The sequence below is a fragment of the Haloparvum alkalitolerans genome (assembly GCF_055381565.1).
On the sequence record NZ_AP043938.1, the window covers coordinates 346,337 to 361,167 of the forward strand.

At 70.7% G+C, this 14,831-nt stretch carries 13 protein-coding genes; 6 read left to right on the plus strand and 7 right to left on the minus strand.

Annotated features, from left to right (window positions below; all coding sequences use genetic code 11):
• Window positions 1–32 precede the first annotated feature (32 nt).
• The 4 genes from ACZ432_RS04125 to ACZ432_RS04140 all read right to left on the minus strand — a co-directional run bounded on the left by ACZ432_RS04125 (window position 33) and on the right by ACZ432_RS04140 (window position 4,256).
• Window positions 33–518: a ferritin family protein gene (locus tag ACZ432_RS04125; protein ID WP_426963500.1), complete on the minus strand. Its 486-nt coding sequence runs from the start codon at window positions 516–518 to the stop codon at window positions 33–35.
• A 128-nt stretch (window positions 519–646) separates the two neighbouring features.
• Entirely contained in the window at window positions 647–1,855 is a 1,209-nt protein-coding gene (sufD, locus tag ACZ432_RS04130) for a Fe-S cluster assembly protein SufD (RefSeq protein WP_426963499.1), read from the minus strand.
• Entirely contained in the window at window positions 1,855–3,282 is a 1,428-nt protein-coding gene (sufB, locus tag ACZ432_RS04135) for a Fe-S cluster assembly protein SufB (protein WP_426963498.1), read from the minus strand. Before sufB ends, sufD begins: the two co-directional genes overlap by 1 nt.
• Window positions 3,283–3,335: 53 nt before the next feature.
• Complete coding sequence (locus tag ACZ432_RS04140) at window positions 3,336–4,256, minus strand: ABC transporter ATP-binding protein (RefSeq protein WP_426963497.1); 921 nt, start codon at window positions 4,254–4,256, stop codon at window positions 3,336–3,338.
• A 356-nt stretch (window positions 4,257–4,612) separates the two neighbouring features.
• Between ACZ432_RS04140 and ACZ432_RS04145 the strand changes: the two genes are divergently transcribed.
• Window positions 4,613–6,028, plus strand: coding sequence for a sodium-dependent transporter (locus ACZ432_RS04145; protein ID WP_426963496.1), 1,416 nt, complete (start codon window positions 4,613–4,615; stop codon window positions 6,026–6,028).
• Window positions 6,029–6,080: 52 nt separating this feature from the next.
• Here the strand turns inward: ACZ432_RS04145 and ACZ432_RS04150 are convergent, their stop codons facing one another.
• The gene (locus ACZ432_RS04150; RefSeq protein ID WP_426963495.1) at window positions 6,081–6,482 is read right to left on the minus strand and encodes a hypothetical protein; all 402 of its coding nucleotides are present in this window, start codon (window positions 6,480–6,482) and stop codon (window positions 6,081–6,083) included.
• Window positions 6,483–6,673: 191 nt separating this feature from the next.
• On the opposite strand from ACZ432_RS04150, the gene deoC reads away from it, so the two are divergent.
• Window positions 6,674–7,315 (plus strand): deoxyribose-phosphate aldolase, encoded by a 642-nt coding sequence (gene deoC / locus ACZ432_RS04155; protein WP_426963494.1) that lies wholly within the window; start codon window positions 6,674–6,676, stop codon window positions 7,313–7,315.
• A gap of 41 nt (window positions 7,316–7,356) precedes the next feature.
• Here deoC and ACZ432_RS04160 read toward each other — a convergent pair whose 3' ends face one another.
• Together ACZ432_RS04160 and ACZ432_RS04165 are read right to left on the minus strand one after the other, a co-directional pair.
• Window positions 7,357–7,896, minus strand: a complete 540-nt coding sequence (locus ACZ432_RS04160; RefSeq protein ID WP_426963493.1) for a universal stress protein — start codon at window positions 7,894–7,896, stop codon at window positions 7,357–7,359.
• A gap of 57 nt (window positions 7,897–7,953) precedes the next feature.
• Window positions 7,954–10,305, minus strand: a complete 2,352-nt coding sequence (locus ACZ432_RS04165) for an amino acid permease (RefSeq protein WP_426963492.1) — start codon at window positions 10,303–10,305, stop codon at window positions 7,954–7,956.
• Between the two features lie 1,065 nt (window positions 10,306–11,370).
• Here ACZ432_RS04165 and cofD point away from each other — a divergent pair.
• Genes cofD through ACZ432_RS04185 form a run of 4 tightly spaced genes read left to right on the plus strand, consistent with a single transcriptional unit; the run spans window position 11,371 to window position 14,811 of the window.
• On the plus strand, window positions 11,371–12,372 hold the full coding sequence (gene cofD / locus ACZ432_RS04170) for a 2-phospho-L-lactate transferase (protein WP_426964735.1): 1,002 nt from the start codon (window positions 11,371–11,373) through the stop codon (window positions 12,370–12,372).
• Entirely contained in the window at window positions 12,369–13,238 is an 870-nt protein-coding gene (locus ACZ432_RS04175; RefSeq protein ID WP_426964734.1) for a beta/alpha barrel domain-containing protein, read from the plus strand. The genes cofD and ACZ432_RS04175 overlap by 4 nt, the downstream gene beginning before the upstream one ends.
• The gene (locus tag ACZ432_RS04180) at window positions 13,235–14,110 is read left to right on the plus strand and encodes a triphosphoribosyl-dephospho-CoA synthase (RefSeq protein WP_426964733.1); all 876 of its coding nucleotides are present in this window, start codon (window positions 13,235–13,237) and stop codon (window positions 14,108–14,110) included. Before ACZ432_RS04175 ends, ACZ432_RS04180 begins: the two co-directional genes overlap by 4 nt.
• On the plus strand, window positions 14,107–14,811 hold the full coding sequence (locus ACZ432_RS04185) for a DUF447 domain-containing protein (RefSeq protein ID WP_426964732.1): 705 nt from the start codon (window positions 14,107–14,109) through the stop codon (window positions 14,809–14,811). The genes ACZ432_RS04180 and ACZ432_RS04185 overlap by 4 nt, the downstream gene beginning before the upstream one ends.
• The last annotated feature ends 20 nt before the right edge of the window (window positions 14,812–14,831 follow it).

The following is a 14,831-nucleotide window of genomic DNA, read 5'->3' on the forward strand; positions in this document are numbered from 1 at the left end:
CGATAGCCGATTCCCCGCCCGTCGACATCATGTTACCGGTCCTCCATGATCCGCGCGACCTCCTCGACGCCCGCGGCCTCGTCGGCGCGGATCGCCCGGAGCACGTCGAGGACCGCCTCGCGGTCGACGGACAGCTCCGCCTCGGTGTCCTCGACCGCCTCGATGAGGTCGTCGTAGAACTTGTAGGCCGTCTCCTCGTTACAGAGCTGGTCGTAGAGGACGCCGTCGAAGTCGTCGGGCTGCGTGCGGCCGTACCGGGCCTCGACGAGCGTCTCGATCTCTTCGAAGGGGACGCTCTCGACGTCGAGGTCGGCGATGAGGTCCTCCAGCCGCTCGCGGTGCTCGGCGGACTCGGTGGCCGCCTCCTCGAGCAGCTCCTCGATCTCGGCGTCCAGCTCCTCGTCGAGGCTCCGATAGTGGTGATACGCCCGCGCCTCGACGACCTCCTCCAGCACGATGCCGATCTGGAGGAGGCGCGCGAGCTGGTCGTCGGAGGTGATCCGGCTGCCGACGCTCATCGGCGGCGGTCACCTCGGGTCGTTGCTCCCGGTCGCATACACGTGCGTCGGGGCGACGCCGACTTAAGGGGTTCCCTCGGCGGTGGGGCGGCGTTAAAAAGTCGAGAGCGAACGGCGGGCGGGGACGTTCAGCGCAGGCGCTCGGCGACGAGCGCTTCGAGGTCCTCGCGGAACTCGTCGACCGCGATCTCCTCGAGGACGGGGACGAAGAAGCCCTCCACGAGCATGTTGCGCGCGGTGATCGGGTCGATGGAGCGGCTCTCCATGTAGAAGAGGTCCTCCGCGTCGACCTGCCCCACCGTGGCCGAGTGGGAGGCCTCGGTGTCGTGGTTGTGGATGATGAGCTTCGGCGACGCGTCCGCCTCGGCGTCGTCCGAGAGCATCAGCGTGTTCTCGCGCTGGTAGGAGGAGGTGTTCCACGCGTCCTCCCCCACGTCCTGGACGCCCTCGTAGACGGAGCGCGCCTCGTCGTCGAGGACGCCGCGCGTCACGAGGTCCGCGGTCGTGTTCTCGGCCTGGTGCCAGACGCGGGCGTTGATGTCGAAGTGCTGGTCCTCGTGGCCGAAGAACGCGCCGACGATCTGGCTCTCGGAGCCGTCGCCGTTGAGGTCGGTCTCGATGTCCGACCGCGTCAGCCGGGAGCCGAGGTTGCCCTCGATCCAGTTGACGGTGGCGTAGGTGTCGGCGTCGCCGCGCTTGAGCGCGTACGTGTACGTCTCCTCGTCGAGGTTCTGGAGCGACCCGAACTGCACGTGGGAGTTCTCGCCGGCCGCGACCTCCACGAGGTTCGAGAAGTAGCGCTCGCCCTCGACGGCGTCGCCCGTCTCGATCCCCTCGAGGATCGTGACCGAGGACGACTCCTCGGTGACGACGAGCGTCTGGCTGAACAGCGAGCGGGAGTTCATCTCCGCGCGGACGGTCACGTCCTCGGCGTCGACGCCCTCCGGGACGTAGACGAACGTGCCGGTCGTGAACAGCGCGACCGACAGCGCCGTGAGGTAGTTCTCCTGCGGGTCCAGTACGGAGCCGAAGTTCGCCTCGATCAGGTCGCCGTACTCCTCGAGCGCCTCCGTGAACGGGAGGACGACCGCGTCGGTGTCCTCGGAGCGCTCGGTCGTGTCCGCCTGGTTGAGCGGGTCGACCAGCGACTCGAAGTCGAGCGACTCCAGGTCGGTCCAGCGGTTGCCCGGCGTCTGGATGACGTCCGGGAGGTCCAGATCGTCGAGCGCCGACAGCGCCGCGAGGCGCGTCTCCAGGAGCCACTCGGGCTCGTCCCGCTCCTCGGCGATGCGCTCGACCGTCTCGGCCGAGATGCTGGCGGGTACCTGCACGGACATTATCCCAGGCTCCCCTCCATCTCCAGCTCGACGAGCCGGTTCAGCTCGACGGCGTACTCGATGGGCAGCTCCTCCGTGATCGGCTCGATGAACCCGGAGACGATCATCTGCTTGGCGTCGTCGTCGTCCAGTCCGCGCGACTGGAGGTAGAAGATGTCCTCGTCGCCGATCTTCCCGACGGTCGCCTCGTGGGCGACGTCGACCTTCGACTCGTTGATCTCCATGTACGGCATGGTGTCGGAGGTCGACTCGTTGTCGAACATCAGCGCGTCACACTCGACGGCGGTCGAGGAGTCCTCGGCGCCGTCCGCGATGTGGACGAGGCCGCGGTAGTTGGTGCGGCCGCCGTCCTTCGCGATGGACTTCGACTCGATGGTCGACTTCGTCTCGGGCGCGTTGTGGTACACCTTCGCGCCGGTGTCGATGTCCTGTCCCTCGCCGGCCATGGCGATGGTGATGTGGTTGTCGGAGGCGCCGCGGCCCTTCAGGATCGTGGAGGGGTACAGCATGGTGGCCTTCGAGCCCATCGAGCCCGAGATCCACTCCATGCGGCCGTTCTCCTCGACGATGGCGCGCTTCGTGTTGAGGTTGTACGTGTTCTTCGACCAGTTCTGCACGGTCGAGTACTGGACGTGCGCGTCCTCGCCGACGAACACCTCGACGCCGCCGGAGTGGAGGTTGAACGCCGAGTACTTCGGCGCCGAGCAGCCCTCGATGTAGTGCATCTCGGAGCCCTCCTCGGCGATGATGAGCGTGTGCTCGAACTGGCCCATCCCCTCGGAGTTCATCCGGAAGTACGCCTGGACCGGCATGTTGACCGTGACGTCCTCGGGGACGTACACGAACGAGCCGCCGGACCAGATGGCGCCGTGGAGCGCCGCGAACTTGTTGTCGCTCGGGGGGACGCACTTCGTCATGAAGTGCTCCTTGACGATCTCCTCGTGCTCCTGGACCGCCTTGTCCATGTCACAGAAGATGACGCCCTTCTCCTCCCACTGCTCCTGCATGTTCTGGTAGACGATCTCCGACTCGTACTGCGCGCCGACGCCGGAGAGCGCCTTCTTCTCGGCCTCGGGGATGCCGAGCTTGTCGAAGGTGTCCTGGATCTCCTCGGGGAGGTCCTCCCAGTTGTCCGCGCCGCCGCGCGTCTCGATGTCGGGGCGGATGTACGGAATGATCTCGTCGATGTCGACCTCGGAGAGGTCCGGCTGGCCGGGCCAGTCGGTCGGCATCGGCATCGCCTTGAACTGTTCGAGCGCGCGGAGGCGCCGCTCGAGCATCCACTCCGGCTCGTCCTTGTCCTCGGAGATGAGCCGAATGGTCTCCTCGGTGAGGCCCTTCTCCGTCTGGAACGCCGACTTCTGCTCCTTCTTGAACTCGAAGCGAGCCTCGGTGTCGGTCTCTTTGATGTGGTCTTCGGAACTCATTGTGTGTTGATTACGTTCGCGTGGACATTATACTGGTGTGTAATCACGAGTAGTTACGCCGCCTCGTAGACTTCCTCGCGGACCCAGTCGTAGCCCTTGTCCTCGAGCTGCTCAGCGAGCTCGGCGTCGCCGCTCTTGACGACCTCGCCGTCCAGCATGATGTGGACGTGGTCGGGCTCGACGTAGTCCAGGATGCGCTGGTAGTGGGTGATCTGGAGGACGCCCGTGCCCTGCTCGTCGCGGAGCGCGTTGATCCCCTTCGCCACGTCCTGCAGGCGGTCGATGTCCAGCCCGGAGTCGATCTCGTCGAGCACGGCGACGGCCGGCTCTAACATCGCGGCCTGCAGCACCTCGTTCTGCTTCTTCTCGCCGCCGGAGAAGCCGGCGTTGAGGTACCGCTGCATGAACTTCTCGTCCATGTCGAGCAGCTCCATCTTCTCGGAGAGCAGCTGCTGGAACTCCGCGACGCCGATCTCGCCCTCGTCCGTGGGGCCCTCCATTGGTGAGGAGTCGTAGCCGGCGTCCTCGTCCTCGTCGGCGTCGGCCTCCGGCTCCTCGTCCTCGAAGAGCTCCTCGCGCTCCTCGTGTTTGGCGTTGATCGCCTGCCGGAGGAAGTTCGTCATCGTGACGCCCTCGATCTCCGCGGGGTACTGGAAGCCGAGGAAGATGCCGAGCGCGGCGCGCTCGTTGGGCTCCAGCTCGAGGAGGTTCCAGGTGTAGTCCTCCTCGTCGATGTCCTCGTCGATGTCGGCCACGTCCGCCTCGTCGAGGTGGAGGAGGATCTCGCCGTCGGTCACCTCGTAGGCCGGATGGCCCGCGATGACCTTCGCGGTCGTCGACTTGCCCGAGCCGTTCGGGCCCATCAGCGCGTGGATCTCGCCGGATTCGACCCGAAGGTCAACACCGCGCAGGATCCGTTCGCCGTCCTCCTCAGCCACTCGTGCGTGGAGATCGTTGATTTCGAGAGTTGCCATGTGTAGTCTCGTGCCTCGTGTGTGTAGAGTGGGGACTGCCGAGGTTAATGGTTACGCATTCACCCCTGCAAATCCCCCGAATCTGGAAAATAATTTTCCGAATCAGAAAGGGCGACGGGTACCCCCGACTAGCGACCACACGGTGTCGGGGGTAGTCGAGATCCGACCGCAACGGGCGCTGGTCGACCGATACAGAAATCTGACTGACATAAACGACGATCCAACACCGTCTCGCCGCGATCGGCGATAGATTCGAGAACATATCGGCCGCAAACCGACTCAAAAACGTAGGTGCCGCGGAGTTGAGGGATCGTCAGGTAGTTACGCTTTTGAGTGCGGATCCGCTGTGACGGGTAATGACACGCGAAACGTGGGCGACGCGAGTCGGCTTCATCCTCGCGGCGGTGGGCAGCGCCGTGGGGCTCGGAAACGTCTGGCGGTTCCCCTGGATGACCGCCGAGAACGGCGGGAGCGCGTTTCTGGCGGTGTATCTCGGCGTCGTGCTCCTCGTCGGCGTCCCCGGCCTCCTCGCGGAGTTCGTGATCGGACGGCGCGCGAACCGGAACCCCGTGGGCGCGCTCCGGGACCTCTCCGGGTCGCGGGCGTGGGGCGCCGCGGGCGGGATCGCGGTGCTCGCCGCGACGGTGCTGCTCTCCTTTTACAGCGTCGTGGGCGGGTGGATCCTCCGGTACTTCCTCGAGAGCCTCGCGGGGCTGGCGGGCGCGGCACCGTACGCGGCCGAACCGGGCGCGCACTTCGCGGCGATCTCCTACGGTCCGTCCGCGGTCGCGTTCCACCTCGCGTTCCTCGCGATCACGGGCGTCGTCGTCGCCGCGGGCGTCCGGCGCGGCATCGAGGTCGCGACGAAGGTGATGATGCCCGCGATCGTCGTCCTGCTGGTCGCACTGGCGGCGTGGGCCGGCACGCAGGAGGGCGCCGCCGCCGGGTTCGCGTTCCTGCTCGGGTTCGACCTCGGGACGCTCCGCACGAACGCGCTCGACCTCCTGCTGCCGGCCGCGGGGCAGGCGCTGTTCACGCTCTCGGTCGGGGCGGGGACGATGCTCGTCTACGCCTCCTACGTCGGGGAGGACCGGTCGCTCGCGGTCGACGCGACGACCATCGCCGCGCTCAACACCGCCGTCGGCGTGCTGGCGGGGCTGGTCGTCTTCCCGCTCCTGTTCGCGCTGGAGGTCGACCCCGGCACGGGCGGCCCCGGCGCCCTGTTCGTGAGCCTCGCGGGCGCGTTCACCGCGCTCCCGTTCGGCACACTCGTCGCCGCCGCGTTCTTCGGCGTGGTGCTTCTGGCGGCACTCTCCTCGTCGATCAGCATCCTCGAGATCCCGGTCGCGTTCCTCGTCGACGAGTTCGAGGTCCCGCGGAAGCGCGCGGTCGCCGGCACCGGCGCGCTGATCGCCGTCACGGGCACGGCGAACGCGCTTCGCCCCGCGCTGTTCGAGTTCGTCGCCGGGCCGGTGGTCGACAACCTGCTCGCGCTCGGGCTCCTCGCGTTCCTGCTGTTCGCCGGATGGACGCTCGGCGACGAGGCGGTCGCGGAGTTGCGCGCGGGCGCGGGACCGATCGCCGCGGCGCTGGCGGTGCCGTGGCGCTACCTGATCGGGACGCTGCTGCCGGTTTTCCTCGCGTTCACGCTGCTGAACGCGCTCGGTGCGGGGCGCGTCGTCGGCGACTGGGGCGTCGTCGGAGTCGCCGTGGCCGCGGTCGCGGTCGCGGCCGCGATGCTCTCTCGCGCGCGGACGCGGTCGGCGGTCTGACCCCGCGGTCGGAGGAGCGGCGGTCCGACGCCGCGTTCAAAAAAGAGCCGGCTCAGACCGCGGTGACCCACGCGCGGTAGTCCGACTCCAGTTCGTACACCTCGCGGAACGCGCGCTCCGCGAAGTCCGCGATCCGGTTCGCGTCCGATCGCGCCGAGACCACCGCGTTCGTCCCCTCCGCCTCCTCCGGGCTCTCCAGTTCCTCGATGCGGAACTCCGGGTACTCCCCCAGCAGATCCTTCAACCGCTCCAGTTCGGCGTCGGTGCAGTCCATCACGACTTCCGTGCCCGCCACCTGTATCCACGGGGGAAACTCCCCGTCGGTCTCCGTGGTGTCGCTGTCGGGGTCGACGTCGATCGTCGTCACCGGACTGGACCGCTTTCTGTGTGCGGTCACGGCCTCCGCGTAGAGCTTTCGCCGCTCCGCCTCCTCGGCGGCGTCGAATCGGGTCATGGGCGTCAGTTGAACGGGACGGGGTAAAAAGCGGCCGACGCGGACCCGCCGCAACCGGGCCGGCGCGGAACCCGCCGTAGCCGGGCCGGCGCGAAACCCGCCGTGACCGGACCGGTACGAGCGCGGCCGACCGCGGGGCGTCGACGCGCCGGCCCCGCACCGCTTTTGAGGCGGGCCCGCGACTGCCGGGTATGAACCGCGCGGAGTTCGCCGCCAGCATCGACCACACCGTCCTCGGCCCCGAGACGACCTGGGGCGACGTGTGCACCGTCCTCGACGAGGCCGCCGCCCACGGGATGAACGCCTGCATCCCGCCCTGTTACGTCGCGGAGGCCGCCGCGGATCCGGCCTACGACGACGTGACGCTCGCGACCGTGGTGGGGTTTCCACACGGCCAACACAGCACCGAGTCGAAACACGACGAGGCGGTCAACGCGTGGGACGACGGCGCCGACGAGATCGACCTCGTGATCAACGTCGGTCGGTTGAAGGCCGGCGAGGACGACGCCGTCGCCGCCGACCTCGCGGAGGTCGTCGCCGCGGTCCCGGTTCCGGTGAAGGTGATCATCGAGACCGCCCTGTTGACCGACGAGGAGAAGCACCGCGCCTGCGAGGCCGCCGTCGAGGCCGACGCCGACATGGTCAAGACCTCGACCGGCTTCGCGGACGGCGGCGCCGCGGTCGCGGACGTGGAGCTGATGAGCGAGTACCTCCCCGTCAAGGCCTCCGGCGGCGTCGGCTCCTACGAGGCGGCGATGGCGATGCTGGAGGCGGGCGCCGAGCGGATCGGCGCCTCCTCCGGCGTCGAGATCGTCGACGGATACCCGGAGTAGCGTCGTGACGACCCGCCGGTCATGACGGCCCGCCGACGCGGCTACAGCGTCCCCGCGCCGTCTCCCGAGACGACGACCACCGGACAGTCGGCGCGGTCGGCCACCGTGGCGGTCGTCGAACCGAGAACGAACCGCTCGACCCGACCCCGCGTGGAGGACCCGAGCACGACCGCGTCGTAGTAGGACGACTGCTCGACGATGGCGGACGCCGGCGTCCCCTCGTCGACCAGCCAGCGGTCGACGCGCTCGAACTCGCCCAGCCGCCCGGCCGCGTCGTCGAGCAGCGCCTCGCCGTCGACGCCGTCGGCCGCGACGTGGAACAGTTCGAGCCACGCGTCCGTCTCCTCGGCCAGCGCCCGTGCGAGGTCGACGGTCGCGACCGCGTGCGGGCCGCTGCCGACCGCGACGAGGATCGAGGAGATGCGTTCGGGTGGCTCGGCGTCCGCCGGACACCTGACCTCGACCGACGCGACCGAGGGGAGCCCGCTCGCGAGACCGCCCGCGTCCGCGAGCGGGTCGACAGCCACCGGTTCCCCCGGGAGCCGTTCCTCGTCGCCCCCGCCGGCGTCCTCGGCGTTCATGGACTCGGGTTCCCCGCTATCCGTGAAAAGTACGGGGGTTCGCGCGCCGCGCGGGGATCAGTCGGCGTCCGCGTGGTCGTCTCCCGGCGCGGTATCGCTCGCCTCGTCCGCATCGGCCGGGTCGTCGCCGTCCCAGTCGGTCGCCTTCGATCGGGCGCCGGAGCCGAACAGCCGGTCTCGGAGGCCGCGGTCGTGGCGCTTCTCGGCCAGCAGCACGGAGCACTCCACGTCGTCGAGCACGCTCAACACGAGCGAGCCGCGGACCAGCCGCGAGAGCAGGCCCTTCTCGGTCGCACCGATGACGAGCATCGTGGCCTCGGCCGCGGCCTCCTCGATGCGCCGTTCCACGTCGCCGGACTCGACGCGCGTCGCGGCGTCGGCGAGCCCGTGGTCGGCGGCCCACTCCGTGAGGAACCGCTCGCCGGCGTCGCGGTCGTCCGCGACGTGCAGCAGGGTCACCTCGGAGCCGAACTCCGCGCGAAGCATGCGGGCGACGGCCGCCGAGAGGTCGGAGTCCGGACCGCCCGCGGTCGGCACCAGGATCCGCGAGGGGTCGAAGCCGCGGTCCTTGAACACGAGGAAGTCGCACGGCAGCGAGTGCGCCAGCTCGTCGATGGCCGACTCCGCGCGGCCGGGCGAACCGTGGGCGTCCGGCCCCCAGCCCATCACTGTCATGTCCGCGCCGAACCGGCGGGCGGCGTCGAACACCTCCTCGAAGGTGCGGTGTGAGAGCACGACGTGCGTCTCCACGTCCACGCCGAACGTCTCGGCGTCGGCTTTCGCGCTCTCGAGCAGGTCGTGGGCCGCGTCGTGGGCGCCGCGCTCGCGGGCCGCCTCGAGCGACGTCTGGTCCGGGACGTTGGCGATGTTCACCGCGACCACGGTGCCGTCGTTCTGGTTGGCGATCGCGGCCGCAAGCGAGATGAGGTGCTCCTCCGTCTTGGGGTTCGACAGCGGCACCATCACGCGGTAGCCGGTCGCGTCCGGCTGGACGCTGGTGGCCGCGGAGACGGCGGCGTCGGGAAGCTCCTCGGAGCGGTCGAGCACCCAGTCGGCCAGCACGCCGGCGTGTTCGACGCTCCGGCGCGCGTACAGCAGGTACCACAGCGCGGCGAACGCGACGAGCCCCGCGGACAGCAAGATGACCAGCGGCTCGATGTAGGCGATCAGCGCGAACGAGGAGATCGTCCCGATCAGCGGGACGATCGGATACAGCGGCACCTCGAAGTCGGGGTCGTACCCCTCCGGCTCCGCCTCGCGCATCACGATGAGCGCGATGTTGAGCAGGCCGTAGACGATGAGGTGAAGCACCGACCCCGCGGTCGCGAGCAGTTCGAGCCCGCCCGCGAGCAGGAACAGGATGATCAGGCCGCCGGTCAGCGCGATGGACTTGTACGGGGTCCCGAAGCGGGGATGGATCTCGTTGAGTTTCGGCGTGACGATCTTGTCACGGCCCATCGCGAAGTTGATCCGCGAGGAGGAGAGGATCGAGGCGTTCGCGGAGGAGGCGGTCGCCAACAGCCCCCCGATCAGCAGCAGCGAGGCCCCGACGGCCCCGAGCGAGTACCCGAGGAGCTCGTACTGACCGAACAGCAGCCGCGCGGCCTCGACGACCGCGGTGTCGTTGTTCGCCACCAGCTCGTTGGGGACCGCCGCGAGCAGGACCAGGAGGAACAGCGCGTAGACGACGGTGACGATGACGACGGAGCCGATGACCGCACGCGGGAGGTTCCGCCCGGGGTCCTGGATCTCCTCGGCGACCGAGGTGATCTGGACGAACCCCAGGTACGAGACGAAGACGACCGCGGTGACGGGGAGGACCTCGGCGGTCGCCCCCGGGGGTGCGATCGGCCGCAGCGAGTCGAGGTCCGCGTTGAACAGTCCGACGACGGTGAACAGGCCGAGGATCGCCAGCAGGAGGAGGACGATGGCGTTCTGGAGCCCGCCGGTCTCCTTGGCGCCGAAGTAGTTGACCCCGATGAAAAGCAGCGCGCCGAACAGGCCGATCACCTGCGCGGCCTCCAGGGAGACCGGACCGAGCGAGACGGGGCCGAGCCCGACGAGCGTGTTGACGTACTCGCCGAACCCGTACATGTAGAACGCGGAGGCGAACGCCAGCCCGAGCCAGTTGGCCCAGCCGGTTATCGACCCGAACAGCGGTCCGAGCGCCCGGTTGACGTAGAAGTACGCGCCGCCGGACTTCGGCATCGCGGTGCCGAGTTCCGAGGCCGACAGCGCGGTGAACAGCGCGATGACGCCGCCGATGACGAAGGTGGCGGCCGCGAGCGGGCCGGCCCGCGCGACCGCGGTTCCGGGCAGCACGAAGATACCGGCGCCGATCATCGTCCCGATGCCGATAGTGAGGGCCGCGAGCGGACCGAGGTCCTTGGCGAGTTCCTCGTCGGTCACGCGTGGAAAGCCCCCCGTAGAGAGCGGAGATGCGACCGGAGCGGAGCGCTCCGAGCGCGTGCAGTTCGGCGACCCCCAGGGTCCGGACCCGGGCGTCGGAGAAGACGATTCATACCGGCACCTCGTGCGCGAGCCGCTTAGTTGGTTCCGTTTGCGGCGAGGGCGGCATCGAGGGGCGCCTCTCGCTACCGTGATGGGTCGCCGCCTCGTGAACAGCGGAGCGGCCGTCGATCCGACCGATGCTCCCGGGACCTGCAGCGACGACACGACCGATACTGATCGGAGCACCGAGAAAGTTTTGTTTTTCTGTCAGGCTGTGCTTCTGTAACTGCTGTTGAGCCTGCTGCTCTAGACAGTAACGTCTAGAAAGCCCCAGCCGGCTCGACCGCGCCGGGTTCCGGCAGACGGTCCGGGCTGCCTGCAGTAGCGGGCTGCCGGGCTGCGACTGCCGTCGTCCCGCTCGTTCCTCGCGGGACCCTCGCTGCGCTCCTCGCTCTCCGCTTGGCGAGACAACCCGCGTCTCGCTAGCCTCCAGCGTGCGGTAGCGCGCTGGAGACACAGCCCGCTGCGGTGCTTGCGTCGTCCGGGCGGGTTCGAGCCGACTGCCCCTTTCAGTCCCACCCCCCGCACCGCCCCGCAACCGCACCACAGCCTCACACCTCCCCAGCCTCGGCGGTGGCGCGGCCGCGAAACCGCAGCGCGGGACAAACCGCGTCCCGCTGGTCTCCGGCGTGCAGTGGCGCGCCGGAGACACCGCAATGCGGCCGCGCCACCGCCTCCCCCGAAAATCGGAGATTTTCGAGCAGCCAGCGTGCAGTAGCGCGCTGGCGACCTCGCGCGGTCGCGGCGACACGCTCCGCGGTCGCCGCGGCGCGCGCCGACAGCACAGCACCGCAACCGCACCGCTCCGCGACCGCACAGCACCACACCGCCACGAGTTTTAGAAAAGCGAGGTGTCTGAACTCGTGTGTGACACTCAGTATCGCCCTCGGACAGGATGGCCGACAGTGACGGTCCGTCGTCGCGGAGGGCAGGTTACAAATCTCCCCGCGTCCATCCATCCGTATGGTCACCTTCCTCGCCGGCGGCACGGGGACGCCGAAGCTCCTCGACGGAGCGACGCGCCTGTGGGACCCCGCCGACGTGACGGTCGTCGGCAACACGGGCGACGACGTGGAGCTCGGCGGGCACCTCGTCTGCCCCGACGTCGACACGGTGCTGTTCCACGGCGGGGGCGTCCTCGACCGCGAGACGTGGTGGGGGATCGCGGACGACACGACGGCGACACACGACGAACTCCGCCGGATCGCGGACGCCGCGGGGCTGGCCGACGGCCCGCGCTACCTCGCCGACGAGGCGCAGACCGCCGGCCGCGACATCGCGCGCTGGCGGCGCTTCTCCGGCGTCGCCGAGTTCATGGAGATCGGCGACCGCGACCGCGCGGTGCACGTTACCCGGACGAGCCTGCTCGACGAGGGCCACACGCTCACGGAGGTCACGCGCACGCTCGCGGACGCGTTCGACCTCGACGTGGACCTCGTGCCGATGTCCGACGACCCGGTCGCCACCATCGTCCACACGCCGGCGGGCCCGCTCCACTTCCAGGAGTACTGGGTCGCGCGCCGCGCCGAACCCGCCGTCGAGGACGTGGAGTTTCGCGGCGCGGCCGCCGCGGACCCCTCGCCGGCGTTCGAGGCCGCCCTCCGCGACCCGGTCGTGATCGGCCCCTCGAACCCGGTCACGAGCATCGGGCCGATGCTCGCGCTCCCGGGCGTCGAAGCGGCGCTCCGCGAGACGCCGGTCGTCGCGGTCTCGCCGTTCGTGGAGGACGAGGCCTTCTCGGGCCCGGTCGCGGACCTGATGCGGGGGACCGGGCGGGACCCCTCCACGGCCGGCGTCGCCGACGCCTACCCCTTCGCGGACGCGTTCGTGCTCGACGACGCCGACGGGACCGAGTTGGACCGACCGACGGTCAGGACCGACACCGCCATCGCGGACGCCGACGACGCCGAGCGCGTCGCGCGGGCGTGCCGCGAGGCGCTGGAGCGGGCGGGGGCGGTCGCGTGACCGGAGCCGCTCGCTCGGGCCGGGGTCGCCGCGGTCGCCCCTTCGATCCGCCGCTGGCGGCCGCCAGCCTCAGCGGCGTCGCGGACGCCGCGTGGGCGCGAGCGGTCGCGGACCGGGTGGGCTGTGCGTTCCTCGGCGGCGTCTCGCTCGACCCCCCGAGTCGGGCGGCCGCGCGCGACCTCGTCGCCCGCGACCGCGAGGAGTTCCTGCCGGCTGACCCGGTCGCGTTCGTCGACGACCAGCTCGCCGCGCTCGAGGAGTCCGGGGCCGGCGCCGACCTCCGCCCCGCGGTGAACCTCCGGAGCGCGACGCCGGAGCCGCTCCGCGAAGCGGCCCGCGTCTGTGCGGACCGCGGCGCCATCGCGGAGGTGAACGCACACTGCCGCCAGCCGGAGCTGTGCGCCGTCGGCTGCGGCGAGCGCCTGCTCCGAGAGCCGGCCCGGCTCCGGGAGCACGTCCGAGCGGCCGCCGGCGCCGGCGCGACGGTGAGCGTGAAGGTCCGCGCGGAGGTGCCGGGCGTCGACCTGCCGGCGGTCGCCGTCGCGGTCGCCGAGGCGGGCGCCGACCTCGTCCACGTCGACGCGATGGATTCGGAGGCGGTCGTGGGCGACGTGGTCGACGCGCTCCGCGAGCGGGCGGGCGAGGGATCCGACCGGTCCGAACGCCCGTTCGTGATAGCCAACAACGAGGTGCGCGACCGCGCGACGGTCCGCGAGTACCTCGCCCACGGCGCGGACGCGGTGAGCGTCGGCCGGCCGACCGCACCGGACGCGGACGGCGCGGCGCTGGACCGCGTCGCGTCCGCCGTGGCGGACCTGACGGACGCGGGGCCGGATGCGGGCGACTCCCGGGAGGCGCCGCCGTGACCGACCGCGACCGCTCCGGAGACCCGGCCGACGACGCGCGCCTCGCGCTGCTGCTGGAGGTCGCGGGCACCCCGAAGCCCGGGAACGTCGACCGGGCGCGGGACCTCCCCGACCTCCGGTTCGAGCAGTTCCTCGCCGGCGCGGTCGGGGCCGGGGCGGGACTGGACCGCGCCGCCGCGGGAGCGCCGGTCGGCGCCGCCTTCGAAGAGGCGGTCGCGGGCATGCACGCCCGAGCGGGCGAGAACACGCAGTTCGGCTGCCTGCTCCTGCTGGTGCCGCTGGTGCGGGCGGCCGCGGAGACCGGCGACGGCGCGCTCACCCCGGCGGCCGTCGAGGAGGTGGTCGCGGGCACGACCGTCGACGACGCGGTCGCGTTCTACCGCGCCTTCGACCGCGTGGACGTGGCCGTCGGCGACCCGCCCGCGGACGCCCCGGCCCTCGACGTTCGCCGGGGGGCGGCGGCGGAGCCGGCCCTCCGCGAGCGCGGACTCACGCTGGCGGACGTGATGGGGCTCTCGGCCGCGCCGGAGGAGGGGGTCCCGGACCGGAACGCACAGGAGTGGGTCGAGGGCTTCCCGCGGACGTTCGATGCCGCCGACTCCCTGCTATCGATGGACGGGGCCGTCGGCGAGCGGGCGGCGCACGTCTTCGTGGACCTGCTCGCGGCCGAGCCGGACACGCTGGTCGCGACGAACCACGGGGAAGCAGTCGCCCGCGAGGTGTCACAGCGCGCGATGGCGGTCCGCGGCGACCTCGACGCGGCGGCGGAACTGGCCGAGGAACTCGTCGCGGAGGGGGTCAATCCCGGAACGACCGCCGACCTCACCTGCGCCGCGCTGTTCGTCGCGCTCCGACGGGGGCTGGACGCGTGACCCGCGACGCCGACTCCGACGCCGACTCCGACGGCGCCGACCTCGCCGACGCCGGCTGGCCGGTCGACCTGCGCGGCGTGACCGAGTCCGTCGTCGCCACGCGCGGGCCGAACGACCTGTGGAACCACGCCGCGCTCGGACTCCACGCGCCCGAGGGCGGAGCGGGCGGAAAGGGCGGAAAGGGCGGAGCGGACGGAGGAGAACGCGCCGCCGCCCGCGACCGCGTCACCGCGCGGACCTACGGCCGGACGCGGACGTGGCGCAACTTCACCGATCGCGGCCGGGGCGTCGTCCAGTTCACGAGCGACCCGCGCGAGTTCGTGGACGCCGCGCTGACGATCCGGGAGACCGAGGCGCCGGTGCTCCCGAACGCGGACGCGTGGGTCGAGGTGGCGGTCGAGCGGGTCGACGCCCGCGAGGAGAACGGGACGACGATCAGGGAGTGGGCGCTGGCGCCGGTCGAGAGCGCCGTGCTCGACGAGCGCGTGCCCACGATCAACCGCGGCTTCGGCGCGGTGATCGACGCGACGGTCGCGGCCTCGCGGCTGGACGTGCCGAGTTTCGACGAGGCGACCCTGCTCGACAGGCTTCGCTACTTCGCGGAGACGGTCGAACGCTGCGGCGGCCCCCGCGAGCGCGAGGCGTTCGCCCGGATCGACGACGCGACCGGCTGGCGCGACCGGCTGGACGGCGGCGACTGACGGCCGGTCCGGCTGTCCGC